We start from the raw sequence: 25,051 nt of genomic DNA on the forward strand, positions 1-25,051 counted from the left end.
ATATTTTGTGTTTTTTTTTTGTGTTTTTTTCTGCCAACAATCCCTCTCTTCCGAGTGCTGGTCTCTCCGCCCCCCCCCCCCCCCCCCCCCGGGCCCGTACTGTTGAGAAGACCCGGTTCAAAAGGTGGAAGGCACGTTCATGGTCCAGATCAAGACCCCCGAGCAGATCGCGAAGATGCGCGAGGCAGGGCTGGTCGTCGCCGCGATCCACGCGGCGACCCGTGAGGCGGCCGTTCCGGGCGCCACGACGCGGGATCTGGACATGGTCGCGCGCAAGGTGATCGCCGACGCCGGCGCGAAGTCGAACTTCCTGGGCTACGGCGGGTTCCCCGCGACCATCTGCACGTCGGTGAACGAGGTCGTCGTCCACGGCATCCCGGACGACAAGACGGTCCTGAAGGACGGCGACGTCATCTCGATCGACGCCGGCGCGATCGTCGACGGCTGGCACGGTGACGCGGCCTTCACGGCCTTCGTCGGTTCCGGTCACGCTCCGGAGCTCATCGAGCTCTCCCGGGTGACCGAGGAGTCGATGTGGGCCGGCATCGCCGCGATGAAGAACGGCAACCGCCTCGTGGACATCTCGAAGGCGATCGAGGGTTACATCCGCCGCCAGCCGCGGCCCGCGACCGGCAAGTACGGGATCATCGAGGACTACGGCGGCCACGGCATCGGCTCCGAGATGCACATGGACCCGCACCTGCTGAACTATGTCTCGCGCAAGCGGGGCAAGGGCATCAAGCTGGTCCCGGGCGTCTGCCTGGCGATCGAGCCGATGGTCTCCCTCGGAACCGCCCGGACGGAGGTACTGGCGGACGACTGGACGGTGGTCACCACGGACAGCACCTGGTCCTCGCACTGGGAGCACTCCGTCGCCCTGACGGAGGACGGCCCCATCGTCCTGACCAGCCCGGACTGTGGGAAGGCGAAGCTGGCGGAGTACGGGGTCACCACGGCCCCGGACCCCCTCGGTTAATGATCTAGACTCATGGGCAAACTTTCCGGATTCGTCTTTCTGGGTGCCCTGACGTAGACTGACTCGTCGGCTTACGTGCATTCCCATGTCCGTGCGCCGATCAAGGTAGCCGATTCGAAAGGCGAAGCGTGGCCAAGAAGCAAGGTGCCATCGAGATCGAGGGCACCGTGATCGAGTCCCTCCCGAACGCCATGTTCAAGGTGGAGCTCCAGAACGGTCACAAGGTCCTCGCGCACATCAGCGGCAAGATGCGCATGCACTACATCCGCATCCTGCCCGATGACCGGGTCGTCGTGGAGCTCTCTCCGTACGACCTGACGCGTGGCCGGATCGTCTACCGATACAAGTAGATCTTGCTCTCACTCCTGCCTGGGCTCACGTCCCGGTGCGGGTGGTGGCACTGACCCGGAGAACCTTAAGAACATGAAGGTCAAGCCGAGCGTCAAGAAGATCTGCGACAAGTGCAAGGTGATCCGCCGTCACGGCAGGGTCATGGTCATCTGCGACAACCTGCGCCACAAGCAGCGCCAGGGCTGACGCACGCCGACCGACCTGCACTTCGCAGTTCTTCGCGCGACGTAAGAAAACGTACATAGGCAGGACCCGCCCAGCCCCGCAGGGGGCCGGCGGCACCTCCGGCGGGGGCCGGGGACCCGGACGTACCACTGCCCAACACGGGTGGTCGGCGGTCGGGAGCGGTCCTGCAGAAGACCCCCGAACACACAGGAGCCATTGAATGGCACGCGTTTCCGGTGTTGACATCCCGCGCGAAAAGCGCGTGGAGATCGCACTCACCTACGTCTTCGGTATCGGGCGCACCCGGTCCAAGGAGATCCTCGCCTCGACCGGCGTGAACCCGAACACCCGCGTTCGTGACCTGTCCGAGGAGGACCTGGTCAAGATCCGCGAGTACGTGGACGCCAACCTCCGCACCGAGGGTGACCTCCGCCGCGAGATCCAGGCCGACATCCGCCGCAAGGTTGAGATCGGCTGCTACCAGGGTCTGCGTCACCGCCGTGGCCTGCCGGTCCGCGGTCAGCGCACCAGCACGAACGCGCGCACCCGCAAGGGCCCGCGTCGCGCGATCGCCGGCAAGAAGAAGCCGGGCAAGAAGTAGTCCTGTTCAGCGGTCTTGCGCTGTAGGACCGACCACCTCCCGTAGGAGTAAGAGATGCCCCCCAAGGGTCGTCAGGGCGCTGCCAAGAAGGTGCGCCGCAAGGAAAAGAAGAACGTCGCTCACGGCCACGCGCACATCAAGAGCACGTTCAACAACACGATCGTCTCGATCACGGACCCGTCCGGCAACGTGATCTCCTGGGCCTCCGCCGGCCACGTCGGCTTCAAGGGCTCGCGCAAGTCCACCCCCTTCGCCGCGCAGATGGCCGCCGAGTCGGCCGCCCGCCGCGCGCAGGAGCACGGCATGCGCAAGGTTGACGTCTTCGTCAAGGGTCCGGGCTCCGGCCGCGAGACCGCGATCCGCTCCCTCCAGGCCACCGGCCTCGAGGTCGGCTCGATCCAGGACGTCACCCCCACCCCGCACAACGGCTGCCGTCCGCCGAAGCGCCGCCGCGTCTGACGCAGCGACGCCTGTGCGTCCTTGAGAGTCCGGGCGGTACGACCCCTTCGGGGGCCGTGCCGCCCGTACCCTTGCAGTACCGCCGCGCCAGCGGTGCGGCGGCTTGTCGGGCGTCAAATAGTGGGCGTCCACGACTGAAGGAAAAGACATGCTTATCGCTCAGCGTCCTTCGCTGACCGAAGAGGTCGTCGACGAGTACCGCTCCCGGTTCGTGATCGAGCCGCTGGAGCCGGGCTTCGGCTACACCCTCGGCAACTCCCTGCGCCGTACCCTCCTGTCCTCGATCCCGGGTGCCGCTGTCACCAGCATCCGCATCGACGGCGTCCTGCACGAGTTCACCACCGTGCCGGGCGTCAAGGAGGACGTGACCGACCTCATCCTCAACATCAAGCAGCTGGTCGTCTCCTCGGAGCACGACGAGCCGGTCGTGATGTACCTGCGCAAGCAGGGTCCCGGCCTGGTCACCGCCGCCGACATCGCGCCCCCGGCCGGTGTCGAGGTGCACAACCCGGACCTGGTCCTCGCCACGCTGAACGGCAAGGGCAAGCTGGAGATGGAGCTGACCGTCGAGCGCGGTCGCGGCTACGTCTCCGCCGTCCAGAACAAGCAGGTGGGCCAGGAGATCGGCCGTATCCCGGTCGACTCCATCTACAGCCCCGTGCTCAAGGTCACCTACAAGGTCGAGGCGACCCGTGTCGAGCAGCGCACCGACTTCGACAAGCTGATCGTCGACGTCGAGACCAAGCAGGCCATGCGCCCGCGCGACGCCATGGCGTCCGCCGGTAAGACCCTGGTCGAGCTGTTCGGTCTGGCCCGCGAGCTCAACATCGACGCCGAGGGCATCGACATGGGCCCGTCCCCGACGGACGCCGCCCTGGCCGCCGACCTGGCGCTGCCGATCGAGGAGCTGGAGCTCACGGTCCGCTCCTACAACTGCCTCAAGCGCGAGGGCATCCACTCCGTGGGTGAGCTCGTCGCCCGCTCCGAGGCCGACCTGCTCGACATCCGCAACTTCGGTGCGAAGTCGATCGACGAGGTCAAGGCGAAGCTGGCCGGCATGGGCCTGGCCCTGAAGGACAGCCCGCCCGGGTTCGACCCGACCGCCGCCGCCGACGCCTTCGGCGCCGACGACGACGCGGACGCCGGTTTCGTGGAGACCGAGCAGTACTGAGCAGTACCCCGCAGTACCCATGCAATGACTTCCCCGGGGCGTCCGCCCCGGGGGAACTGACACCGGTACCTGACACGGCCGGTGCAGATACGAAGGAGTAACACCATGCCGCGTCCCGCCAAGGGAGCCCGTCTGGGCGGCAGCGCCGCGCACGAGAAGCTTCTCCTCGCGAACCTCGCGAAGGCGCTGTTCGAGCACGGCCGCATCACGACGACCGAGGCCAAGGCCCGCCGCCTGCGTCCGGTCGCCGAGCGTCTGATCACCAAGGCGAAGAAGGGCGACATCCACAACCGTCGCCTGGTTCTCCAGACGATCACGGACAAGAGCATCGTCCACACGCTGTTCACCGAGATCGCCCCGCGCTTCGAGAACCGCCCCGGTGGTTACACGCGCATCACCAAGATCGGCAACCGTCGCGGCGACAACGCCCCGATGGCGGTCATCGAGCTCGTCGAGGCCCTGACCGTGGCCCAGCAGGCCACCGGTGAGGCCGAGGCCGCCACCAAGCGTGCGGTCAAGGAGGCCGAGGCCAAGGCTGAGGCCGAGGCCCCCGCCGAGGTCGAGGAGACCAAGGAGGCCTGATCCTTCGGGATCGTGCCTGCCTGATCGGCTCTGAACGGGCCCGCCCTTTCCGGGGCGGGCCCGTTCTGCATGAGGTGAAGAGCGTGCGCTTGAGAGGATCGGTCACGTGAGTGACGAGGTGGAGCCCGGGCACGTCCGGGTAAGGCTGGACCTGAGTTACGACGGCACGGACTTCTCCGGCTGGGCGAAGCAGCGCACGTTGCGGACCGTCCAGGGCGAGCTGGAGTCGGCCCTGCGGACCGTGATGCGGCTGCCCTACCCGGTCGAGCTGACCGTGGCCGGGCGGACCGACGCGGGCGTGCACGCCCGCGGACAGGTGGCCCAGTTCGACCTGGACGGGGAGGTGTGGGCGGAGCACGGCGACAAGCTGCAGCGCCGCCTCGCGGGCAAGCTGCCGCGCGACGTACGGGTCTGGAAGGTGGCCGAGGCCCCGGCGGGTTTCAACGCCCGGTTCTCCGCCGTCTGGCGCCGCTACGCCTACCGCGTCGGCGACCACCAGGGCGGGGTCGACCCGCTGCTGCGCAACCACGTGCTGTGGCACCCGTGGCCGCTGGACGTGGCCGCCATGAACGAGGCCGCCGTCGAGCTGCTCGGCGAGCACGACTTCGCCGCGTACTGCCGCAAGCGCGAGGGCGCCACCACCATCCGCACCCTCCAGCAGCTGAGCTGGGAGCGGGGCGAGGACGGGATCGTCACCGCGACCGTCCGCGCCGACGCGTTCTGCCACAACATGGTCCGCTCGCTGGTCGGGGCCCTGCTGCACGTCGGGGACGGGCACCGGACGACGGACTGGCCGGGCAAGGTGCTGCGGGCCGCCGTACGGGACTCCTCGGTGCACGTCGTCAAGCCGCACGGGCTCACCCTGGAGGAGGTCGGCTACCCGGCCGACGAGCTGCTGGCGGCGCGCAGCAAGGAGGCCCGGAACGTGCGCACGCTGCCGGCCTCCGGCTGCTGCTGACCTGCTGACCGGCCGCCCGCCGGCCGCAGCGTCCGCCCGTAATCCGTTTGGGCGGATCGCGCCCGGGCTGGGACCATGCCCCGCATGGGACATCTCGAAGCCGGCCACCTGGAGTACTACCTTCCCGACGGGCGGGTGCTCCTCCCCGACGTCTCCTTCCGGGTCGGGGAGGGGTCCGTCGTCGCCCTGGTGGGGGCGAACGGGGCCGGCAAGACCACCCTGCTGAGGCTGCTGTCCGGCGAGCTCCAGCCGCACGGCGGCGCCGTGAGCAGCAGCGGCGGCCTCGGTGTGATGTCGCAGTTCGTGGGGTCCGTGCGGGACGAGACGACCGTACGGGACCTGCTGGTCTCCGTGGCGCACCCGCGGATCCGGGAGGCCGCGCAGGCCGTGGACCGCGCCGAGCACCTGATCATGACCGTCGACGACGAGGCCGCGCAGATGGCGTACGCGCAGGCGCTCAGCGACTGGGCGGACGTCCAGGGCTACGAGGCGGAGACGCTGTGGGACGTGTGCACCACGGCCGCGCTGGGCGTCCCGTACGACAAGGCGCAGTTCCGCGAGGTGCGCACGCTCTCGGGCGGTGAGCAGAAGCGGCTGGTCCTGGAGGCGCTGCTGCGCGGGCCGGACGAGGTGCTGCTCCTCGACGAGCCGGACAACTACCTCGACGTCCCCGGCAAGCGGTGGCTGGAGGACCAGCTGCGCGCCACCCGCAAGACGGTGCTGTTCATCTCGCACGACCGGGAGCTGCTCTCCCGTGCCGCCCAGAAGATCATCGCGGTCGAGCCCGGGGTCGACGGCTCGGACGTGTGGGTGCACGGCGGCGGCTTCGACACCTTCCACGCGGCCCGCAAGGAGCGCTTCGCCCGCTTCGAGGAGCTCAAGCGGCGCTGGGAGGAGAAGCACGCCCAGCTGAAGAAGCTGGTGGTCACGCTGCGGCAGGCGGCCGCGGTCAGCCACGAGATGGCCTCGCGGTACGCGGCGGCCCAGACGAGGCTGCGGAAGTTCGAGGAGGCGGGCCCGCCGCCGGAGCCGCCGCGGGAGCAGGAGATCCGGATGCGGCTGAAGGGCGGGCGGACCGGTGTCCGTGCCCTGACCTGCACGAACCTTGAGCTGACCGGCCTGATGAAGCCCTTCGACCTGGAGGTCTTCTACGGCGAGCGGGTCGCGGTGCTCGGCTCGAACGGCTCGGGCAAGTCGCACTTCCTGCGGCTGCTGGCCGGGGACTTCGAGAACCCGGTCGCCCACACGGGGGAGTGGAAGCTCGGCGCCCGGGTGGTGCCCGGCCACTTCGCGCAGACGCACGCGCATCCCGAGCTGTTCGGCCGGTCGCTCGTCGACATCCTGTGGACGGAGCACGCGAAGGACCGTGGCGGGGCCATGTCGGTGCTGCGCCGCTACGAGCTGGAGCGGCAGGGCGACCAGCCGTTCGAGAAGCTCTCGGGCGGCCAGCAGGCCCGCTTCCAGATCCTCCTGCTGGAGCTGGCGGGCACCACGGCGCTGCTCCTGGACGAGCCGACGGACAACCTGGACCTGGAGTCCGCGGAGGCCCTTCAGGACGGCCTGGAGGCGTACGAGGGCACTGTGCTGTGCGTCACGCACGACCGCTGGTTCGCGCGCACATTTGACCGTTTCCTGGTCTTCGGTTCAGACGGTGTTGTGCGGGAGACTCGGGAACCCGTCTGGGACGAACGTAGGGTCGAGCGGGAACGCTAGGGGGAGCCGGCCCCCGGGCGGGTCGATCGGGGAGGCATTGTGCGGCTGCGGTCTGGCACCTGGGTCAGGAAACGGTACGACCCGGCGGTGCGGCGGGACCTGGCCCTCCGGCTGCTGGCTCCCGCCTCCCGGCCGTGGCTCGCCGGCTGTCTGCTCGTCGTCCTCGGGATTTCCGTCTCCACCAGCCTGCGGGCGAACTGGGGCTCGGACAACGCCTTCGTGGTGAAGGCCGCCGAGACGTTGCTGGCGGGCGGCTCGCCGTACGAGGACAAGCGCTTCCTGTACCTGCCGAGCGCCGTGGTCATGGCGGTCCCGGAGGCGCTGCTGCCGACGCCGGTGCTGCGCTGGGTGCTGCCGCTGGCGATGTCCGGGCTGCTGGCCGCGGGCTGGTGGGCGGCGCTGCGGCTGTTCTCGGTGCCGGCCCGCTCGCGGTTCGCGGTCGGCGGGTTCGCCGTGCTGGCGCTGGCCTTCCGGCCGTACGTGAACCTCGTCCTGATAGGCAACTGGACCGCGATTTCGGCGGCCGCCCTGCCCCTCGCCCTGCTGCTCGCGCACCGGCGCTCGTGGACGGCCGCCGGACTGGTGGTGGGGCTGGCGATCGCCTGCAAGCCGATGCTGGTGCCCCTCGGGCTGTTGTTCGTGCTGGCCCGCCGGTGGCGGGGGCTGGCGGTGGCCGTGCTGGTGCCGCTGGGGATGTCGCTGCTCGGCGCGCTGCTGATGCCGAGCCCGTCGCTGTTCTTCACCAAGACGCTGCCGTTCCTGCTCCAGGGGCAGGACGCGTACGCCCTGCCCTGGGACGCCTCGCCGATCGCGGTGCTGCCCCGGCTGGGGGTGCCGCAGCCGGTCGCGGTGCTGGTGGCGGGGGCGGGGGCGCTCGGCGGACTGTGGGCGGCCTGGCGGCGGTGGCGGCGGGAGGACGACCGGGACCGCGGCGAGCTGCGGCTGGCGGAGACGGCCTGCATGGTGATGCTGGCCGCGTTCCTGGTGTCGCGGCCCTCCTTCGACCACTACCTGCTGGTGGTGCTCCCGCTGATGCTGGCCTCGGGGGTGCGGGCGGGTTCGGCGGTGCGCTCGGGCTGGTTCTGGCTGGGGATGTTCCCGCAGGTCGCAGGGGTGCCGTGGCCCTCGGAACTGGAGCGCAAGCGGCGGGCGTTCAAGGACTGCTTCACGCTGTGCGTGTTCGCGGGGACCCTGATGCGGCGGTGCCTGCACCCGGCGCGGGTTAACCTGGAAGACGTACGAACTGCAGGGACCCTTCCCGGGCCCGGAACAGAGCGCACCGCGGAGCCCGCCGAGGCGGGCTCCAGGCCTGCGTTTTGACCCTTCCAGGGCAGGATGGGTATCCTGCTGGTTCGTTATGCGTATTGGCTTGCTCATTCTCACGTGAAAGGGCCTTACGCCGGTCCACCGGGCCGATGACCAGCGGTACACACGGGTTGCGTCCCCGTCGTGCACCAGGGCTGTCGTGATCGTCCGTGGTGGCCTTGTCAGGACCCTTCCCCTTGGGCCGCGAGGCTCGGGGGAGAACCCATCACTGAAGAAGCGAAGGCATACGACCGTGCGTACGTACAGCCCCAAGCCCGGCGACATCTCGCGCCAGTGGCTCGTCATCGACGCCCAGGACGTCGTCCTCGGCCGTCTGGCGACCCAGGCCGCTGCCCTCCTCAAGGGCAAGCACAAGCCGACCTACGCCCCCCACATGGACATGGGCGACTTCGTCATCGTCATCAACGCCGACAAGGTCCACCTGTCCGGCAACAAGGCGACCCAGAAGATGGCCTACCGCCACTCCGGCTTCCCGGGCGGTCTGCGCTCCGTGCGCTACGACGACCTGCTGGCGAACAACCCGGAGAAGGCCGTCGAGAAGGCCGTCAAGGGCATGCTCCCCAAGAACTCCCTGGGCCGTCAGATGCTCTCGAAGCTGAAGGTCTACTCGGGCGACCAGCACCCGCACGCTGCCCAGCAGCCGGTGCCGTTCGAGATCACCCAGGTCGCGCAGTAGTTCCGGCCACCCCCTAAGACGTAGAGAATTCTGAGGAGCATCGTGGCCGAGACCACCGCCGAGACCCCCGTCGACGAGTTCGAGGGCGTCGAGGAATACACCACCGAGTCGGACGTCGTCGTCGAGGGCGACTACACCTCCGAGTCCCTTGCCGGTCGCTTCGGCGACCCCCAGCCGGCCGCCGGCCTGGGCCGTCGCAAGAACGCCATCGCCCGTGTCCGGATCGTTCCGGGCTCCGGCAAGTGGAAGATCAACGGTCGCACCCTTGAGGACTACTTCCCGAACAAGGTGCACCAGCAGGAAGTCAACGAGCCGTTCAAGCTCCTGGAGCTCGACGGTCGCTACGACGTCATCGCCCGCATCGCGGGTGGCGGCGTCTCCGGCCAGGCCGGCGCCCTGCGCCTCGGCGTGGCCCGTGCGCTGAACGAGGCGGACGTCGACAACAACCGCCCGGCGCTGAAGAAGGCCGGCTTCCTCTCCCGCGACGACCGTGCGGTCGAGCGCAAGAAGGCCGGTCTCAAGAAGGCCCGTAAGGCTCCGCAGTACAGCAAGCGTTAATCTGCGCCTGCTGTTCAGCAACGACCGCCCCGGCAGCACTCTCTGTGCTGCCGGGGCGGTTCGTTTACCGCCACAAGCGGCACATACCTGTCACCAGCGGTCTCAAGCGAAGCGCGATCTTGGGAGGACAACAGTGGGACAACTCTTCGGAACGGACGGTGTACGCGGCGTCGCCAATGCGGATCTGACGGCTGAGCTCGCGCTCGGCCTCTCCGTGGCAGCGGCCCACGTACTGGGCGAGGCCGGCACCTTCGCGGGCCACCGGCCGACGGCCGTGGTCGGCCGCGACCCCCGGGCCTCGGGCGAATTCCTGGAGGCCGCGGTCGTCGCGGGCCTCGCGAGCGCGGGCGTGGACGTCCTGCGCGTCGGTGTGCTGCCCACCCCGGCGGTGGCGTATCTCACCGGTGCGCTGGGTGCCGACCTCGGCGTGATGCTCTCCGCCTCCCACAACGCCATGCCCGACAACGGCATCAAGTTCTTCGCCCGGGGCGGCCACAAGCTCGCCGACGAGCTGGAGGACCGGATCGAGGCCGTCTACGAGGAGCACCGCACGGGTGCGCCCTGGGACCGCCCCACCGGCGCCGGCGTCGGCCGGGTCTCCGAGTACGACGAGGGCTTCGACAAGTACGTCGCCCACCTCATCGGCGTCCTCCCCAACCGCCTGGACGGGCTGAAGATCGTCCTGGACGAGGCGCACGGCGCGGCCTCCCGCGTCTCGCCCGAGGCCTTCGCCCGGGCCGGCGCCGAGATCGTCACCATCGGTGCCGAGCCCGACGGCCTGAACATCAACGACGGTTGCGGCTCCACCCACCTCGACCTGCTCAAGCGGGCCGTCGTCGAGCACGGGGCCGACCTCGGCATCGCCCACGACGGCGACGCCGACCGCTGCCTCGCGGTCGACGCCTCGGGCGCGGAGGTCGACGGCGACCAGATCCTCGCGGTGCTGGCCCTGGCCATGCGCGAGGCCGACGCCCTGCGCGGGAACACCGTCGTCGGCACGGTCATGTCCAACCTGGGCTTCAAGCTGGCCATGGAGTCCGAGGGCATCCAGGTCGTGCAGACCGGCGTCGGCGACCGGTACGTGCTGGAGGCGATGAAGGAGCACGGCTACGCGCTGGGCGGCGAGCAGTCCGGCCACGTGATCATCCTGGACCACGCGACGACCGGCGACGGCACGCTGACCGGCCTGATGCTGGCCGCGCGGATCGCGGCCACCGGCCGGTCCCTGGCGGAGCTGGCCGGTGTCATGCAGCGGCTGCCGCAGGTCCTGATCAACGTGCCCGACGTGGACAAGTCCCGGGTCGCCACGTCCGGCGAGGTGGCCGCGGCCGTCGCCGACGCCGAGCGTGAGCTCGGCACCACCGGCCGGGTGCTGCTCCGCCCGTCCGGTACCGAGCCCCTCGTCCGGGTGATGGTGGAGGCCGCCGACACCGAGCAGGCCCGCGCGGTGGCGGAGCGCCTCGCGGACGCCGTGAAGACGGCCCTCGGCTGAGCCCTCGGTCGCTCCCGCCCGTGCCCGACCGGGCTACGGGCGCCGTGGCGCACCCGGCCGCCGGACCATCCGGTGCTGCTGGGTGCGCCACAGCAGTTTCCAGCCCACGAGGGTGGCGACCCCGGCCAGGACGATGCCGAACAGGTTCAGCGCCAGCTGGAGCGCCGAGCCCCACATCTGCCCGTAGTCCCCGAAGCTGAAGGCGACGGCGGCGTTCGCGGCGGCCGGGACGGTGGTGACGGAGATCGCCACGCCGACCAGGGCGCCGGCCTTCGCCGAGGTCAGGGACAGGGTGCCGGCCATGCCGGCCAGCAGGGCGACGATGAAGGAGAACGGGTCCGGCTGCCAGATGAAGCTGGTGTTCGGGCGCGGGTTCTCCAGCATCGCCTCGTCGAACTGCCCCAGCCCGGTCATCGCCAGGCTGAACAGGGTCGTCGCCGCCATCGCCACGGTGAAGCCCACCACCAGGGCGAAGGCGGACCGGCCGGCGAGCCTCGGCTCCCGCTGCACCACCCCGGTGCAGATCCCGGCGAGCGGCCCGAACTCGGGGCCCAGGGCCATCGCGCCCACGATCAGGACGGCGTTGTCGAGGACCACCCCGCAGGCCGCGATCATCGTCGCGATGCCGAGGAACATCAGGTAGGTGATGGTGAGGGTGGACTCGTCGTGGGTCGCCTCGGCCAGCTGCTCCCAGAGCACCGCGTCCGCGGCCTCGCCCGGGGCCTCCTGCTCCGCCTCCTCGGCGCGGGCGGACAGCGACAGGTCGATGTGGCCGACGGCGATGGAGCCGTCCCGGTCGATGGCCAGCTTCCGCAGCCCGTGCAGCAGCTCGTCCCCGGCCTCCCGGGCCACGTCGCACAGCACGATGTCGCCGGCCGGGTCGCGGGCGGCCCCGGAGAGCAGGGCCACGTGCGTGGTGCCGACCGTCCGGTCGATCAGCGCGAGCACGGCGTCGGTCCGGTCGTGCGGCGCGATGATCCGCAGATGCAGCATGCCGGCACAGTAGTCCTCGCAGGGCTCGTGGCAGCGCTGTCAGAGCTTGCGCAGGCTGAGTTTCTGCACCTTGTGGTCGGGGCCCTTGCGGACGACGAGGGTGGCGCGGCCGCGGGTGGGGGCCACGTTCTCCAGCAGGTTGGGCTTGTTGATCGTCCGCCACATGGTCTGCGCGTACTCCATGGCCTCTTCCTCGGAGACCTGCGTGTACCGGCGGAAGTAGGAGAACGGGTTCTGGAAGGCGGTCGCGCGTAGCTTCCGGAACCGGTTGAGGTACCAGCGCTCGATGTCCTCGGGGCGCGCGTCCACGTACACGCTGAAGTCGAAGTAGTCGGCGAGGCCGACCCGGGTGCGCCCGTCCTTGCCGGGGAGGGCCGGCTGGAGCACGTTTAGGCCCTCGACGATCAGGATGTCCGGGCGGCGGACGACGAGCTGCTCGCCGGGGACGATGTCGTAGATCAGGTGTGAGTAGACCGGGGCGGTGACCTCGTCCTTGCCGGCCTTGATGTCGGCGACGAAGCGGGTCAGGGCACGGCGGTCGTAGGACTCGGGGAAGCCCTTGCGGGAGGTGAGCCCGCGCCGCTCCAGCTCCTTCATCGGGTAGAGGAAGCCGTCCGTGGTGACGAGCTCCACGCGCGGGTGCTCGGGCCAGCGGGCCAGCAGGGCCTGGAGCAGACGGGCCACGGTGGACTTGCCGACGGCGACGGAGCCGGCGACGCCGATGACGAAGGGGGTGCCCTGCTGGCTGCCGTGGCCGGTGCCGCCCGCGTCGCCGAGGAAGGTGTTGAGGGTGCCGCGCAGGGTGCTGGTGGCGCCGACGTACAGGTTGAGCAGGCGGGAGAGCGGCAGGTAGATGTCGCGGACCTCGTCGAGGTCGATGACGTCGCCCAGGCCGCGCAGCTGCTCGACCTCCTCGGCGGTCAGCGGCAGCGGGGTGCGCTCGCGCAGGGCGCTCCACTCGGCACGGGTGAGGTCGACGTACGGCGAGACCTCGGCCCGGCGCGGGGAACGCTCGGACCGCTCGGGGCGCGTCATTGCGCAGTCCGGGTCGGGCGTGCTGCTTCGTGGCGGCGAAGTGATCACACCGCCATTGTCGTGGCTCGGGGCCGTCCGTGGGTGGTGGGGTCGGTCACGTGGCGGTGGCGAGGGGCTCCTTTCGGTCTCACTGAGATCACGATCGGCCACGAACGGGCGTTCGGCCGGGCGGGTGTCCCTGGCGGCACGTAGATTGCTGATCATGGTGGCTCCGGCGCGCTCCCATGGGGAGTGGGTGCCGTCCGGGCCGTCCCGACCGTCATCGCACCACCTGTGGGGGAGATCCTTCGTGCGCAGCACCCTTGTCCGCCGTTCCGTCGTCGCCGCGTCCGCCGTCTCGCTGGCGCTGCTCGCCACCGCGTGCGGCTCGTCCGACTCCAAGGGCGGGGCCAAGGCCGACGCCTCCTCGTCCGCCGCCGCCCCGGCCGCGTCCGCAGCGCCGGCCGCGAAGGGCAAGACGGACGCCGAGCTGGCGCCCCTCCTGCTGACCCAGGCCGAGGCCCCCAAGGACAGCCTGGTCAAGGCGCCGTCCACCGCCCAGGTAGCAGCCCTCGCCGGCACCACCGACAAGGCCGAGTGCAAGCCGATGGTCCAGGCCGCGTCGATGGCGCCCCAGGGCACCTCCGCCGGTGTGGCCCGCACTCAGGTCTCCGGCACCTCCGGCAAGGCGGCCGACCCCAACGCGTCGGAGGCGGACAAGGTGAAGGCCGGTCTGGAGATGCTCTCCGGCGTCACCGGCACCTCCGTGACCCTGACCTCGTACGACGGCAAGGGTGCTGAGGAGGCGTTCACCGCCTTCAAGAAGGCGGGCACCGCCTGCGCTGGTGGGTACCCGATGACGCAAAGCGGCGAGACCATCAAGGTCAACAAGGTGGCGGCGGGCGACGCCGTCACGGCCGGTGACGAGGCCGCTTCCTTCGTCGCGGACTTCGGTGATGCCGAGACCCCGGCGGCCGCGCAGCTGATCGTGGTGCGCAAGGGCAACACCCTCGCCACTTTCTCGGTGCAGAACCTCGGTGGCAAGCCGGTGCTCCCGAAGGACGTCATCGACGCGCAGGTCAAGAAGCTCGGCTGAGCCCGGGCACCGGAGCACGGTGCCTGAACGACCGTCAATCCCGCTCCGGCCCAGTCGCCGGAGCGGGGTTTTCGCGCAAGTGCGGGGCAGAAAGCCGATCACCGCGTACGCTGCGCCGTATGTGTGGAATTGTGGGTTACGTGGGAGCGCAGTCGGCGCTCGATGTGGTCATCGCCGGACTCAAGCGGCTGGAGTACCGCGGCTACGACTCGGCGGGCGTCGCCGTCCTCGCCGACGGGCAGCTCGCCTCCGCCAAGAAGGCCGGCAAGCTGGTCAACCTGGAGAAGGAGCTCGTCGCGCACCCGCTGCCGACGGGTTCCACGGGCCTGGGGCACACGCGTTGGGCCACCCACGGCGGGCCCACCGACGCCAACGCCCACCCGCACCTGGACAACGCGGGCCGGGTGGCCGTCGTCCACAACGGCATCATCGAGAACTTCGCCGCGCTGCGCGCCGAACTGGCCGAGCGCGGGCATCGGCTGGAGTCCGAGACGGACACCGAGGTCGTCGCGCACCTGCTGGCGGAGCGGTTCGCTGCGGCCGGGAACGACCTGGCGGAGGCCATGCGGCAGGTGTGCCGGCGGCTGGAGGGGGCGTTCACGCTGGTCGCGGTGCACGCCGACGCACCGGACGTGGTGGTCGGCGCCCGCCGGAACTCCCCCCTGGTCGTGGGCGTTGGGGAAGGTGAGAACTTCCTCGCCTCGGACGTGGCCGCGTTCATCGCCCACACGCGGTCCGCGATCGAGCTGGGGCAGGACCAGGTCGTCGAGCTCCGCCGCGACGGGGTCTCGGTGACCGGGTTCGACGGTTCGCCCGCCGAGGTGCGGGCGTACCACGTGGACTGGGACGCCTCGGCGGCCGAGAAGGGGGGATACGACTACTTCATGCTCAAGGAGATCGCCGAGCAGCCGAAGGCTGTCGCCGACACCCTCTTGGGCAGGATCGACGCGAGCGGCTCGCTGACCCTGGACGAGGTGCGCATCCCCGCCTCGGTGCTCCGGGAGGTCGACAAGGTCGTGATCGTGGCGTGCGGTACGGCGTACCACGCGGGCATGATCGCGAAGCTGGCCATCGAGCACTGGACCCGCATCCCGTGCGAGACGGAACTGGCGAGCGAGTTCCGCTACCGCGACCCGATCCTGGACCAGCGGACGCTGGTGGTGGCGATCTCGCAGTCCGGCGAGACCATGGACACCCTGATGGCGCTGCGGCACGCGCGCGAGCAGGGGGCCAAGGTGCTGGCCATCTGCAACACGAACGGCTCGACGATCCCGCGGGAGTCGGACGCCGTGCTGTACACGCACGCCGGTCCCGAGGTCGCCGTCGCCTCGACCAAGGCCTTCCTGACCCAGCTGGTGGCCTGCTACCTGGTCGCGCTCTACCTCGGGCAGGTCCGGGGCACCAAGTGGGGCGACGAGATCCAGGCGGTGATCCGCGAGCTGTCCGACATCGCCGCCGCCGTGGACGCCGTCCTGGAGACGATGGAGCCGGTGCGGGCACTGGCGCGGTCCCTGGCCGACAAGAACACCGTCCTGTTCCTCGGGCGGCACGTCGGCTACCCGGTGGCGCTGGAGGGCGCGCTCAAGCTCAAGGAGCTCGCGTACATGCACGCCGAGGGCTTCGCGGCGGGCGAGCTCAAGCACGGGCCGATCGCGCTGATCGAGGAGGACCTGCCGGTGGTGGTCGTCGTGCCGTCGCCGCGCGGCCGCTCCGTCCTCCACGACAAGATCGTGTCGAACATCCAGGAGATCCGTGCGCGCGGGGCGCGGACCATCGTGATCGCGGAGGAGGGCGACCAGGCGGTGGTCCCGTACGCCGACCACCTCATCCGCATCCCGGCCACCCCGACGCTGCTCCAGCCGCTGGTGGCGACGGTGCCGCTGCAGGTGTTCGCGTGCGAACTGGCGACGGCGCGCGGGAACGAGGTGGACCAGCCGCGTAATCTCGCGAAGTCCGTGACCGTGGAGTGAATGGGTAGTTCGTTGTGATTATCGGCGTGGGAATCGACGTTGCCGAGATCGACCGCTTCGGCGCGGCGCTGGAGCGGACGCCGGGCATGGCCCAGCGGCTCTTCGTCGAGTCCGAGTTGATGCTGCCGAGCGGCGAGCGGCGCGGAACCGCCTCGCTCGCCGCCCGGTTCGCCGCCAAGGAAGCACTGGCCAAGGCACTGGGCGCACCCGCCGGAATGCTGTGGACCGACGCCGAGGTCTACGTGGAGGAGTCCGGGCAGCCACGGGTGCGGGTGCAGGGCACCGTGGAAGCGCGGGCCGTGGCGCTCGGGGTGAAGTCCTTTCACCTCTCGCTCAGCCACGACGCCGGTGTCGCCTCGGCGGTGGTCATCGCCGAGGCGTAGAGCAGCCGATCGGGCCGCCCGATCGGGCAGGCTGGGCGCATGCGGACTGCTTACAGCGTGGAGAACGTACGGGCGGCCGAACGGGAGCTGATGGCCCGGCTCCCGGAAGGCGCCCTGATGCAGCGGGCCGCGGCCGGACTGGCCGCCGCCTGCGCCGACCTGCTGCCGAAGGTGTACGGATCGCGGGTCGTGCTGCTCGTCGGGCCGGGCGACAACGGCGGCGACGCCCTGTACGCGGGCGCCCGGCTGGCCCGGCGCGGCGCCGGGGTGACCGCCGTACCGATGGATCCGCAGCGGATGCACCCGGGCGGGCTGGCCGCGCTGCGGGCCGCCGGCGGGCGCGTCGACGGGGCCGTGCCCGAGCGGGCCGACCTCGTCGTGGACGGGCTGCTCGGCATCGGCGGCCGGGGCGGACTGCGGCCCGCGGCCGCAGCGCTGGTGGAACGGATCCCGGCCGGGGTCCCCGTGGTCGCCGTGGACCTGCCGAGCGGGGTGGACGCGGACACCGGGGAAGTGGCCGGGGCCGCGGTGCGGGCCGACGTCACGGTGACCTTCGGGACGCACAAGCCGGGGCTGCTGATCGACCCCGGGGCAGCACGGGCCGGCGTGGTGCGGTTGGTCGACATCGGGTTGGAGTTCGATGCCGCGGCCGGACCCGAGGCCGCGGCCCTGCAGCACGCCGACGTGGCGCGACTGCTGCCGCGGCCCGCCGCGTCCAGCGACAAGTACCGCCGCGGCGTCGTCGGCATCGCAGCCGGATCGGCGCAGTACCCCGGCGCGGCCGTGCTCGCCGTGGCCGGAGCCCTGCGGGGCGGTGCGGGCGCGGTGCGGTACGTCGGTCCGGCCGCCGACGCGGTCCTCGCCCGCTACCCCGAGACGCTGATCGGGTGGGGCCGGGTCCAGGCCTGGGTCGTCGGGCCCGGGCTGGGGGAGGGGCGCGGCGAAGACGTCGCGCGGGTCCTGGCCGACCCGGTGCCGGTGCTGGTCGACGCGGACGGGCTGCGCGGGCTCGACCCGGAGGCGCTGCGCGCCCGGCCGGCGGCCACGCTGCTCACCCCGCACGCCGGGGAGGCGGCCGCGCTGCTGGGGGTACCGCGGGAGGCGGTGGAATCCGGGAGGCTGGCGGCCGTAAGGGAGTTGGCCGGGCGGTACGGGGCCGCGGCCCTGCTGAAGGGGTCGACGACGCTGGTGTGCGACGGGCGCCTACCGGTGCGGGTGAACCCCACCGGTACGCCGTGGCTGGCGACGGCGGGCAGCGGCGACGTGCTGTCGGGGCTCGGCGGGTCGCTGCTGGCGGCGGGTCTGGGGGCGGCGGACGCAGGGGCGGTGGCGGCGTACCTGCACGGGCTCGCGGCACGGCTGGCCGCCGCGGGGGCTCCGGTCGTCGCCCACGAGGTGGCCGAGGCCCTTCCCGCCGCCTGGCGCAACGCCGCCCACCCCTGACCGGCCCCCGCGGCTTCCGGGCACCGGCTCCGCGCAGCGGCGCGGCGTCGGCCGGCGGCCGACCCGGGAGGGTCGGGCGGCGTTGGCGCCCGGTCGGCGGGTCGGGTGTGCGGGTGGCGTTGGCCCGGTCGGCGGGTCGCTGCGCCGGTGGAGTTGGCCCGGTCGGGCGGCGTGCGGACGGCCACGGTCGGGCGGCGTGCCAGCGGCGACGGGCGGGCGACGGGCGGGCGTTCGGCCCGCGCGCCGGGCCGGTGCCCGGTCGGCGGCGGCGGTGGCCGGGGCCGGGGGCGGCCCGGAGGGGAATGGCGGTCGCGCGGGGGTGGGGAGGGCTCTGAGAGACTGGGGCGATGAACGAGACACCGGGGCGCGTGTACGCCGAGATCGATCTGGCCGCCGTGCGGGCGAACGTGCGCGCACTGCGCGCGCGGGCCCCCCGGGCCGAGCTCATGGCCGTGGTCAAGGCGGACGCCTACGGGCACGGCGCCGTCCCCTGTGCCCGCGCCGCCCTGGACGCCGGCGCGACCTGGCTCGGCACCGCCACCCCCGAGGAGGCGCTCGCCCTGCGCGCGGCCGGGATCGGCGGCCGGATCATGTGCTGGCTGTGGACGCCCGGCGGGCCCTGGCGCGAGGCGATCGAGGCCGACGTCGACGTCTCCGTCAGCGGGATGTGGGCCCTCGACGAGGTGACCACCGCCGCCCGGGCGGCCGGGCGGCCGGCCCGGATCCAGCTCAAGGCCGACACCGGCCTCGGCCGCAACGGCTGCCAGCCGGCCGACTGGGCGGAGCTCGTCGGCGCGGCGGCCGCCGCCGAGGCCGAGGGCACCGTCCGCGTCACCGGCCTCTGGTCGCACTTCGCCTGTGCCGACGAGCCGGGGCATCCCTCCATCGCGCTCCAGCTCCACACGTTCCGCGACATGCTCGCCTATGCCGAGAAGGAGGGGCTGGAGCCCGAAGTCCGGCACATCGCCAACTCGCCGGCGACGCTGACCCTCCCGGACAGCCATTTCGACCTGGTGCGCTGCGGCCTCGCCGTCTACGGCGTCTCGCCCGCCCCCGAACTCGGCACCTCCGCCGAGCTCGGGCTGCGCCCGGCGATGACCCTCAAGGCGTCGGTGGCCCTGACCAAGACGGTGCCCGCCGGGCACGGCGTCAGTTACGGCCACCACTACGTCACGGACGACGAGACCACCCTGGCGCTGATCCCCGCCGGGTACGCCGACGGCATCCCCCGGCACGCCTCCGACCGCGGCCCGGTCCTGGTCGGCGGCCGGGTCCGGCGTGTCGCCGGGCGTGTCGCGATGGACCAGTTCGTCGTCGACCTCGGGCCCGGCGCCGCGGTGCGGGCGGGGGACGAGGCCGTTCTGTTCGGCAGCGGCGAGCACGGCGAACCCACCGCGGAGGACTGGGCCCAGGCGGCCCAGACGATCGCGTATGAGATCGTCACCCGTATCGGAGGGCGCGTACCCCGCGTCTACCGCAACGGCTGAGTGAGGACGACGGCGTGAGCGAGAACTGGCGCAGGGCCGGCTGGGCCGGGGCCGCGATCGGCGTGATAGCCGCAGGCGCGGCGGCCGGTGTCGCCGTCGAGCGGATCACGGTCGGGCGCAGCGTGCGCCGCAAGGCGCGCCTCGCCCTCGACGCCGCCGGCGACTACGGCTCCCTGCGCGGGACCCCGGGCGCCGCCTACGCCGAGGACGGCACGGAGCTCCACTACGAGCTCGACGAGCCGGACGAGGACACCGCCAAGCGGTCGCGCCCGCGTCTGCGCCGCACGGCCCCGCCCGCGCCGACCGTGGTGTTCTGCCACGGCTACTGCCTGGGCCAGGACTCCTGGCACTTCCAGCGCGCCGCCCTGCGGGGCCTCGTCCGCGCCGTGTACTGGGACCAGCGCAGCCATGGCCGCAGCGCCCGCGGCTTCGCCCAGGCCGACGGCGAACCGGCGACGATCGACCAGCTCGGCCGCGACCTGAAGACCGTCATCGACGCCGCCGCTCCCGAGGGCCCGCTGATCCTGGTGGGTCACTCGATGGGCGGCATGACCATCATGGCGTTCGCCGAGCAGTACCCGGAGCTGGTACGGGACCGCGTGGTCGGGGTCGCCCTGGTCGGCACGTCCAGCGGCCGCCTGAACGAGGTGACGTACGGTCTGCCCGCGATGGGCGTGGGGGCGGTGCGGCGGATCCTGCCGCCCGTGCTCAAGGCGCTCGGCTCGCAGGTGGAGCTGGTGGAGCGGGGCCGCCGGGCCACCGCGGACCTCTTCGCCGGCATGATCAAGATGTACTCGTTCGGCGCCCCGCGCGAGGTGGACCCGGGCGTCGCGCGGTTCGCCGAGCGGCTGATCGAGGCCACGCCCATCGACGTGGTCGCCGAGTTCTACCCGGCCTTCCAGGCCCACGACAAGACGGCCGCCCTCCAGCGGTTCGCGGACATCCCCGTCACCGTCATCGCGGGGGACCACGACATGATCATTCCGGCCGCGCACAGCCAGGCCATCAAGGACGCGCTGCCGGCGGCCGAGCTCGTCGTCCTGGAGCGGGCCGGGCACCTGATGATGCTGGAGTACCCGCAGACGGTGACCGGGCTGCTGGCCGAGCTGCTCGTGCGCACCGGTGCGGTGCCCGCAGCGGCTAACGTTGGCGGACATGGAAGAAGTACCGCTGGAAGCCCCTCTCAGCCCGGCGCAGGGGTCTCGGGATCCTGAAGGCGCCGCCGCCGGAGCGCGCATCACCGTCGACTCGCCCGAGGCCATGCAGGCGCTGGGCCGCGGCATCGCCGGCCTGCTCCGCCCCGGCGACCTCGTCCTGCTGACGGGGGAGCTCGGCGCGGGCAAGACCACGCTGACCCGCGGCCTGGGCGAGGGCCTCGGCGTCCGGGGCGCGGTCACCTCGCCGACGTTCGTGATCGCCCGGGTGCACCCCTCGCTGCGCGGCGGGCCGGCGCTGGTCCACGTGGACGCGTACCGGCTGGGCGGCGGGCTGGACGAGATGGAGGACCTGGACCTCGACGTTTCGCTGCCCGACTCCGTGGTCGTCGTGGAGTGGGGCGACGGCAAGGTCGAGGAACTGTCGGAGGACCGGCTGCACGTGGTGATCGCGCGGGCGGTCGGCCACGAGGAGGTCCTGGACGACGTACGGGAGGTCACCGTGCGAGGTGTCGGGCAGCGCTGGGCCGCACCGGGCCTGCTGGCGGGCCTCGGGGCCGTCGCGGCGGGCTGAGGTCCGATCCGGGGGCCCTGCCCGGAAAGGGTACCGACAAGGCGTCGGCAAGATATTGCGCCGGAGGAGCCGGGCGTGTTCACATGGTACGGAGGGCTGGTTAGGCCTACCTAAGTACGGCCGGCCCGGGCCAGGAGGCAGCCATGTCGACAGGAGCAGCGGCACCGCGCGACCCCCGCATGTCCGCCGTGCCCGAGCGAGTCCCGTCCGCCGTCCCCGGCCGAGTCGCGTCCGCCGTGCCCATGGGCGTGCTGCTCGCCGCGGGTGCGGCCGCCACCGCCGTCTCGACACCGCCGGCGCGCGAGCGCGCACGGCAGGAGGCGGGCGGTGCGCAGGAGCCGGCCGGTCGTGCCGGGCCGGCCGGACCGGCCGACGCGGGCAGGGCGGCCGCGGACCGCGGGACCGGCTGCAACGAGCAGGCCGCCCCGGAGCCCGAGGCGGCCTAGTGGGCCGTCTCTTCCGGATCTTGCCTGACCCGCGCCGCCCGGCACCGGATGACGTGGACTGAACCGGCAAGATCCGAAAGAGGCGACCCAGTCCTCCGTCCGGGTGAAATCAGGGGACGACGACGACCTTGGAGTTGATCGTCGCGAACGCCCACATCGCGTCGCCGTCGGCCCGGCTCATCCGGATGCCGCCGGTCTTCCGCGTCGGGTCGGGCTCGGGCAGCTTCCCGTCCGCGCGGGCGCTGAAGCCGATCACGACCCCGCTGCCCTCGGCGGTCGCGAAGCGGACGACGTGCTCGACCGGCACCCCGTCCGAGCCGGTGACCGCGTTCGAACGGGAATTCACCAGGTACGTGCCCGGCTTCGGGTGCACCGTGCTCGGCACCACCGTGAACGTCCTCGGCTCCTTGCCGTCCTCGGTGACCAGCCACACCCGCTTCAGGGCCGCCGAGTACACGACGCGCGTACCCGTCCCGGAGTCGGCGGGCACGGCGTTCGGCTTCGCCGGGCCGGGCGCCGGCGCGGGCGCCTGGGCGGAGGGCGCCGCCGACGGCGCGGCAGCCCCGTGCGCGGACGGCGCGGGCGCGGTCGCCGAGGCCTGGTAGCCGAGGAACCCGACCCCGGCCAGCGCCGCGGCGGTGAGCCCGGCCACGATTCCCGAGCTGCTGCGTCCCACTTGCCCCACCTCTCGTGCTCCCGGGTGCGCCGGGTCCGGCAGACCCCCGGGCCGAGTCCCGGGTTTCGAATGCCGTGGTCGAATCCTGGGGTCGAAGGTAGCAGCAGGGGTGCCCCGCGACCGGCCGCGAGGGCCCGGGCCCGGGGAGTCGTAGGCTGTTCGCGTGCTCTTGCTCGCTGTAGATACCGCCACGCCCGCCGTCACCGTCGCCCTGCACGACGGCGAGAACGTCCTCGCCGAGGCCCACCAGGTCGACGCCCGCCGCCACGGGGAGCTCCTGCTGCCGTCGGTCGACCGGGTCCTCGCCGAGGCCGGGCTGAAGCTCGACGCCCTCACGGGCATCGTCGTCGGTGTCGGCCCCGGCCCTTACACCGGGCTGCGCGTCGGCCTCGCCACGGCCGCCACCTTCGCGTCCGTCCTCGGTATCCCCGTGCACGGCCTGTGCACCCTCGACGGCCTCGCGTACGCCGCGGGCGCCGCCGGGATCGAGGGCCCCTTCACCGTCGCCACCGACGCGCGGCGCAAGGAGGTCTACTGGGCCCGCTACGAGGACCCGCTCACCCGGGTCGGCGAGCCCGCCGTGGACCGCCCGGCCGAGATCGCCGAACGGGTCGCCGGGCTGCCCGCGGTCGGCCAGGGCGCCCTGCTGTACCCGGAGGTGTTCCCCGACGCGCGCGGCCCCGAGCACCTGAGCGCCGCCGCCCTCGCGGCGCTGGCGGTGCACCGGCTCGCGGCCGGGCAGGAGTTCCTGCCCCCGACGCCGCTGTACCTGCGCCGGCCCGACGCGCAGGTGCCGAAGAACTACAAGGTGGTCACGCCGCAGTGACCGCAGGTACCGGTACCGCCGTGCTGCGCGAGATGCGCTGGTGGGACATCGAGCCCGTGCTGGAACTGGAGCAGGAGCTGTTCCCGGAGGACGCCTGGTCCGCCGGAATGTTCTGGTCCGAGCTCGCCCACGCCCGCGGCCCGCACGCCACCCGCCACTACGTCGTGGCCGAGGACGCGGAAGGCCGCCTCGTCGGCTACGCCGGGCTGGCCGCCGCCGGTGACCTGGCCGACGTACAGACCATCGCGGCCGCGCGCGACCAGTGGGGGACCGGGCTCGGCGCCCGCCTCCTGACCGACCTGCTGCGCGCGGCCACCGCGTTCGAGGTCGCCGAGGTGCTGCTGGAGGTGCGGGTGGACAACACCCGGGCCCAGAAGCTCTACGAGCGCTTCGGATTCGAGCCCATCGGCTTCCGCAGGGGCTACTACCAGCCCGGCAACGTCGACGCGCTCGTGATGCGCCTTTCCGATCCCGCACTCTCCGTCCCCGCGGACGGACCCGTACAAGGTGAGACCCATGGCTGACGAACCCCTCGTCCTCGGCATCGAGACCTCCTGCGACGAGACCGGCGTCGGCATCGTCCGCGGCACCACCCTGCTGGCGGACGCGGTCGCGTCGAGCGTCGACGAGCACGCGCGCTTCGGCGGCGTCGTGCCCGAGGTGGCCTCCCGCGCCCACCTGGAGGCGATGGTCCCGACCATCGAACGCGCCCTGAAGGAGGCCGGGGTCAGCGCCCGCGATCTCGACGGCATCGCGGTCACCGCCGGCCCCGGCCTCGCGGGGGCGCTGCTCGTCGGCGTCTCGGCGGCCAAGGCGTACGCGTACGCGCTCGGCAAGCCGCTGTACGGGGTGAACCACCTGGCCTCGCACATCTGCGTGGACCAGCTGGAGCACGGGCCGCTGCCGGAGCCGACGATGGCGCTGCTGGTGTCCGGCGGGCACTCCTCCCTGCTGCTCGCCCCGGACATCACCTCCGACGTGCGGCCGCTGGGCGCGACCATCGACGACGCGGCGGGCGAGGCCTTCGACAAGATCGCGCGCGTGTTGCACCTCGGCTTCCCCGGCGGCCCGGTCATCGACCGGCTGGCCAAGGAGGGCGACCCGAAGGCGATCAACTTCCCGCGCGGGCTGACCGGGTCGCGCGACCCGGCGTACGACTTCTCCTTCTCCGGGCTCAAGACGGCGGTCGCCCGCTGGATCGAGGCGAAGCGGAACGCGGGCGAGGAGGTGCCGGTGCGCGATGTCGCGGCGTCCTTCCAGGAGGCCGTGGTGGACGTGCTGACCCGCAAGGCGATCCGCGCCTGCAAGGACGAGGGCGTCGACCACCTGATGATCGGCGGCGGGGTCGCGGCCAACTCCCGGCTGCGGGCGCTCGCGCAGGAGCGCTGCGACGACGCGGGGATCATCCTGCGGGTGCCGCGGCCGAAGCTGTGCACGGACAACGGCGCGATGGTCGCGGCGCTGGGCGCGGAGATGGTCAAGCGGAACCGTCCCGCCTCGGACTGGGACCTGTCGGCGGACTCCTCGCTGCCGGTGACGGACCCGCACGTGCCGGGCACCACCGACCCGGAGGGCGGGGACGAACAGGGTCAGGGGGAGGGGCACGCGCACGGGCACGGCCACGACCACGACCACGTGCACGAGCTGAGCAAGGACAACCTGTACTCATGAGCACCGTCGCCCTGATGTGGGAGGCCCGCGCCGCCGACGGCCGCGGCGCCGAGCTGCTGGAGTGGGCCCGGGCGCAGGTCCTCGCCCGGGAGCCGCTGCGCCGCGAGGTGCTGCGGGCCCCGCAGGACCGGGTGCTGGTGATCACCTGGTGGGAGGCGGCCGAGGGCCTGGCGGCCGACCTCCCCGAACTCCCCGAGCCCGCGGCCGACCTGGTCACGCGCGCCGTGCACCGCTGGCGGTTCGAGTCGGTGGAGGCGGAGAGCTCCGGCGCCGGCGCCGGCGGGTCCTGA

Annotated in this window: 28 protein-coding genes; 25 read left to right on the forward strand and 3 right to left on the reverse strand. The window is 72.1% G+C overall.

All coding sequences use genetic code 11. From position 1 onward, the window contains the following. The first annotated feature begins 139 nt into the window (after positions 1-139). The 13 genes from map to glmM all read left to right on the forward strand — a co-directional run bounded on the left by map (position 140) and on the right by glmM (position 11,028). A complete protein-coding gene (gene map, locus ACFVGY_RS09150; protein ID WP_385673306.1) occupies positions 140-976 on the forward strand; it encodes a type I methionyl aminopeptidase in 837 nt (278 codons plus the stop codon). Between the two features lie 128 nt (positions 977-1,104). Next, positions 1,105-1,326 (forward strand): translation initiation factor IF-1, encoded by a 222-nt coding sequence (gene infA, locus ACFVGY_RS09155; protein ID WP_003956442.1) that lies wholly within the window; start codon positions 1,105-1,107, stop codon positions 1,324-1,326. A gap of 73 nt (positions 1,327-1,399) precedes the next feature. After that, a complete protein-coding gene (gene rpmJ, locus ACFVGY_RS09160; RefSeq protein WP_003956441.1) occupies positions 1,400-1,513 on the forward strand; it encodes a 50S ribosomal protein L36 in 114 nt (37 codons plus the stop codon). Between the two features lie 199 nt (positions 1,514-1,712). Then, a complete protein-coding gene (gene rpsM / locus ACFVGY_RS09165; RefSeq protein ID WP_179173322.1) occupies positions 1,713-2,093 on the forward strand; it encodes a 30S ribosomal protein S13 in 381 nt (126 codons plus the stop codon). Positions 2,094-2,147: 54 nt separating this feature from the next. Then, positions 2,148-2,552 carry a 30S ribosomal protein S11 gene (gene rpsK, locus ACFVGY_RS09170; protein ID WP_003956432.1) on the forward strand — a complete coding sequence of 135 codons (405 nt, stop codon included), beginning with the start codon at positions 2,148-2,150 and terminating at the stop codon, positions 2,550-2,552. A 148-nt stretch (positions 2,553-2,700) separates the two neighbouring features. Further along, a complete protein-coding gene (locus ACFVGY_RS09175; protein ID WP_003956430.1) occupies positions 2,701-3,723 on the forward strand; it encodes a DNA-directed RNA polymerase subunit alpha in 1,023 nt (340 codons plus the stop codon). A gap of 105 nt (positions 3,724-3,828) precedes the next feature. Beyond that, positions 3,829-4,305 (forward strand): 50S ribosomal protein L17, encoded by a 477-nt coding sequence (gene rplQ, locus ACFVGY_RS09180; RefSeq protein WP_385673310.1) that lies wholly within the window; start codon positions 3,829-3,831, stop codon positions 4,303-4,305. A gap of 106 nt (positions 4,306-4,411) precedes the next feature. Beyond that, positions 4,412-5,263: a tRNA pseudouridine(38-40) synthase TruA gene (gene truA, locus ACFVGY_RS09185; RefSeq protein WP_385673312.1), complete on the forward strand. Its 852-nt coding sequence runs from the start codon at positions 4,412-4,414 to the stop codon at positions 5,261-5,263. An 84-nt stretch (positions 5,264-5,347) separates the two neighbouring features. Beyond that, on the forward strand, positions 5,348-6,976 hold the full coding sequence (locus ACFVGY_RS09190; RefSeq protein ID WP_385673315.1) for an ABC-F family ATP-binding cassette domain-containing protein: 1,629 nt from the start codon (positions 5,348-5,350) through the stop codon (positions 6,974-6,976). 39 nt (positions 6,977-7,015) lie between these two features. After that, positions 7,016-8,296: a glycosyltransferase family 87 protein gene (locus tag ACFVGY_RS09195; protein ID WP_385673318.1), complete on the forward strand. Its 1,281-nt coding sequence runs from the start codon at positions 7,016-7,018 to the stop codon at positions 8,294-8,296. 238 nt (positions 8,297-8,534) lie between these two features. After that, a complete protein-coding gene (gene rplM / locus ACFVGY_RS09200) occupies positions 8,535-8,978 on the forward strand; it encodes a 50S ribosomal protein L13 (protein ID WP_125540835.1) in 444 nt (147 codons plus the stop codon). 42 nt (positions 8,979-9,020) lie between these two features. After that, on the forward strand, positions 9,021-9,536 hold the full coding sequence (gene rpsI / locus ACFVGY_RS09205) for a 30S ribosomal protein S9 (protein ID WP_179173326.1): 516 nt from the start codon (positions 9,021-9,023) through the stop codon (positions 9,534-9,536). A 133-nt stretch (positions 9,537-9,669) separates the two neighbouring features. After that, positions 9,670-11,028: a phosphoglucosamine mutase gene (gene glmM, locus ACFVGY_RS09210; protein WP_385673322.1), complete on the forward strand. Its 1,359-nt coding sequence runs from the start codon at positions 9,670-9,672 to the stop codon at positions 11,026-11,028. Positions 11,029-11,061: 33 nt separating this feature from the next. Here the strand turns inward: glmM and ACFVGY_RS09215 are convergent, their stop codons facing one another. After that, positions 11,062-12,021: a DUF389 domain-containing protein gene (locus tag ACFVGY_RS09215; RefSeq protein ID WP_385673325.1), complete on the reverse strand. Its 960-nt coding sequence runs from the start codon at positions 12,019-12,021 to the stop codon at positions 11,062-11,064. 39 nt (positions 12,022-12,060) lie between these two features. Continuing rightward, on the reverse strand, positions 12,061-13,056 hold the full coding sequence (coaA, locus tag ACFVGY_RS09220) for a type I pantothenate kinase (protein WP_385673328.1): 996 nt from the start codon (positions 13,054-13,056) through the stop codon (positions 12,061-12,063). Between the two features lie 289 nt (positions 13,057-13,345). Between coaA and ACFVGY_RS09225 the strand changes: the two genes are divergently transcribed. The 8 genes from ACFVGY_RS09225 to ACFVGY_RS09260 all read left to right on the forward strand — a co-directional run bounded on the left by ACFVGY_RS09225 (position 13,346) and on the right by ACFVGY_RS09260 (position 21,588). Further along, on the forward strand, positions 13,346-14,131 hold the full coding sequence (locus ACFVGY_RS09225; RefSeq protein WP_385673331.1) for a hypothetical protein: 786 nt from the start codon (positions 13,346-13,348) through the stop codon (positions 14,129-14,131). A gap of 119 nt (positions 14,132-14,250) precedes the next feature. Then, the gene (gene glmS, locus ACFVGY_RS09230) at positions 14,251-16,101 is read left to right on the forward strand and encodes a glutamine--fructose-6-phosphate transaminase (isomerizing) (RefSeq protein ID WP_385673334.1); all 1,851 of its coding nucleotides are present in this window, start codon (positions 14,251-14,253) and stop codon (positions 16,099-16,101) included. Positions 16,102-16,115: 14 nt separating this feature from the next. Next, positions 16,116-16,484 (forward strand): holo-ACP synthase, encoded by a 369-nt coding sequence (locus tag ACFVGY_RS09235; protein ID WP_385673337.1) that lies wholly within the window; start codon positions 16,116-16,118, stop codon positions 16,482-16,484. A 39-nt stretch (positions 16,485-16,523) separates the two neighbouring features. Next, positions 16,524-17,927, forward strand: a complete 1,404-nt coding sequence (locus tag ACFVGY_RS09240; RefSeq protein WP_385673339.1) for an NAD(P)H-hydrate epimerase — start codon at positions 16,524-16,526, stop codon at positions 17,925-17,927. A 347-nt stretch (positions 17,928-18,274) separates the two neighbouring features. Then, positions 18,275-19,414 carry an alanine racemase gene (alr, locus tag ACFVGY_RS09245; protein WP_385673342.1) on the forward strand — a complete coding sequence of 380 codons (1,140 nt, stop codon included), beginning with the start codon at positions 18,275-18,277 and terminating at the stop codon, positions 19,412-19,414. Between the two features lie 14 nt (positions 19,415-19,428). Beyond that, a complete protein-coding gene (locus ACFVGY_RS09250) occupies positions 19,429-20,628 on the forward strand; it encodes an alpha/beta fold hydrolase (RefSeq protein ID WP_385673344.1) in 1,200 nt (399 codons plus the stop codon). Then, the gene (gene tsaE / locus ACFVGY_RS09255; protein WP_385673346.1) at positions 20,570-21,142 is read left to right on the forward strand and encodes a tRNA (adenosine(37)-N6)-threonylcarbamoyltransferase complex ATPase subunit type 1 TsaE; all 573 of its coding nucleotides are present in this window, start codon (positions 20,570-20,572) and stop codon (positions 21,140-21,142) included. The genes ACFVGY_RS09250 and tsaE overlap by 59 nt, the downstream gene beginning before the upstream one ends. 143 nt (positions 21,143-21,285) lie before the next feature. Further along, on the forward strand, positions 21,286-21,588 hold the full coding sequence (locus ACFVGY_RS09260; RefSeq protein WP_385673349.1) for a hypothetical protein: 303 nt from the start codon (positions 21,286-21,288) through the stop codon (positions 21,586-21,588). A gap of 109 nt (positions 21,589-21,697) precedes the next feature. Here ACFVGY_RS09260 and ACFVGY_RS09265 read toward each other — a convergent pair whose 3' ends face one another. Further along, positions 21,698-22,264: a hypothetical protein gene (locus tag ACFVGY_RS09265; RefSeq protein ID WP_385673352.1), complete on the reverse strand. Its 567-nt coding sequence runs from the start codon at positions 22,262-22,264 to the stop codon at positions 21,698-21,700. 163 nt (positions 22,265-22,427) lie between these two features. Here ACFVGY_RS09265 and tsaB point away from each other — a divergent pair, with 163 nt between their 5' ends. Genes tsaB through ACFVGY_RS09285 form a run of 4 tightly spaced genes read left to right on the forward strand, consistent with a single transcriptional unit; the run spans position 22,428 to position 25,051 of the window. Then, positions 22,428-23,090 (forward strand): tRNA (adenosine(37)-N6)-threonylcarbamoyltransferase complex dimerization subunit type 1 TsaB, encoded by a 663-nt coding sequence (gene tsaB / locus ACFVGY_RS09270; protein ID WP_385673355.1) that lies wholly within the window; start codon positions 22,428-22,430, stop codon positions 23,088-23,090. Between the two features lie 32 nt (positions 23,091-23,122). After that, positions 23,123-23,614: a ribosomal protein S18-alanine N-acetyltransferase gene (gene rimI / locus ACFVGY_RS09275; protein WP_385673442.1), complete on the forward strand. Its 492-nt coding sequence runs from the start codon at positions 23,123-23,125 to the stop codon at positions 23,612-23,614. Continuing rightward, positions 23,607-24,761, forward strand: coding sequence for a tRNA (adenosine(37)-N6)-threonylcarbamoyltransferase complex transferase subunit TsaD (gene tsaD / locus ACFVGY_RS09280; RefSeq protein WP_385673358.1), 1,155 nt, complete (start codon positions 23,607-23,609; stop codon positions 24,759-24,761). Before rimI ends, tsaD begins: the two co-directional genes overlap by 8 nt. After that, positions 24,758-25,051, forward strand: coding sequence for a hypothetical protein (locus ACFVGY_RS09285; protein WP_385673361.1), 294 nt, complete (start codon positions 24,758-24,760; stop codon positions 25,049-25,051). Before tsaD ends, ACFVGY_RS09285 begins: the two co-directional genes overlap by 4 nt.

The organism is Streptomyces sp. NPDC127106 (genome assembly GCF_042677605.1).
Classification (GTDB): domain Bacteria; phylum Actinomycetota; class Actinomycetes; order Streptomycetales; family Streptomycetaceae; genus Streptomyces.

Coding starts and splice junctions, on each gene's coding strand:
- ACFVGY_RS09240 (WP_385673339.1), top strand. CDS start 16,524: ATGCGGACTGCTTACAGCGTGGAGAACGTACGGGCGGCCGAACGGGAG.
- ACFVGY_RS09175 (WP_003956430.1), top strand. CDS start 2,701: ATGCTTATCGCTCAGCGTCCTTCGCTGACCGAAGAGGTCGTCGACGAG.
- rpsM (WP_179173322.1), top strand. CDS start 1,713: ATGGCACGCGTTTCCGGTGTTGACATCCCGCGCGAAAAGCGCGTGGAG.
- ACFVGY_RS09215 (WP_385673325.1), bottom strand. CDS start 12,021: ATGCTGCATCTGCGGATCATCGCGCCGCACGACCGGACCGACGCCGTG.
- coaA (WP_385673328.1), bottom strand. CDS start 13,056: ATGACGCGCCCCGAGCGGTCCGAGCGTTCCCCGCGCCGGGCCGAGGTC.
- tsaE (WP_385673346.1), top strand. CDS start 20,570: ATGGAAGAAGTACCGCTGGAAGCCCCTCTCAGCCCGGCGCAGGGGTCT.
- glmS (WP_385673334.1), top strand. CDS start 14,251: ATGTGTGGAATTGTGGGTTACGTGGGAGCGCAGTCGGCGCTCGATGTG.
- map (WP_385673306.1), top strand. CDS start 140: ATGGTCCAGATCAAGACCCCCGAGCAGATCGCGAAGATGCGCGAGGCA.
- ACFVGY_RS09190 (WP_385673315.1), top strand. CDS start 5,348: ATGGGACATCTCGAAGCCGGCCACCTGGAGTACTACCTTCCCGACGGG.
- rplQ (WP_385673310.1), top strand. CDS start 3,829: ATGCCGCGTCCCGCCAAGGGAGCCCGTCTGGGCGGCAGCGCCGCGCAC.
- rpmJ (WP_003956441.1), top strand. CDS start 1,400: ATGAAGGTCAAGCCGAGCGTCAAGAAGATCTGCGACAAGTGCAAGGTG.
- ACFVGY_RS09285 (WP_385673361.1), top strand. CDS start 24,758: ATGAGCACCGTCGCCCTGATGTGGGAGGCCCGCGCCGCCGACGGCCGC.
- rpsK (WP_003956432.1), top strand. CDS start 2,148: ATGCCCCCCAAGGGTCGTCAGGGCGCTGCCAAGAAGGTGCGCCGCAAG.
- rimI (WP_385673442.1), top strand. CDS start 23,123: ATGCGCTGGTGGGACATCGAGCCCGTGCTGGAACTGGAGCAGGAGCTG.
- alr (WP_385673342.1), top strand. CDS start 18,275: ATGAACGAGACACCGGGGCGCGTGTACGCCGAGATCGATCTGGCCGCC.
- tsaD (WP_385673358.1), top strand. CDS start 23,607: ATGGCTGACGAACCCCTCGTCCTCGGCATCGAGACCTCCTGCGACGAG.
- ACFVGY_RS09260 (WP_385673349.1), top strand. CDS start 21,286: ATGTCGACAGGAGCAGCGGCACCGCGCGACCCCCGCATGTCCGCCGTG.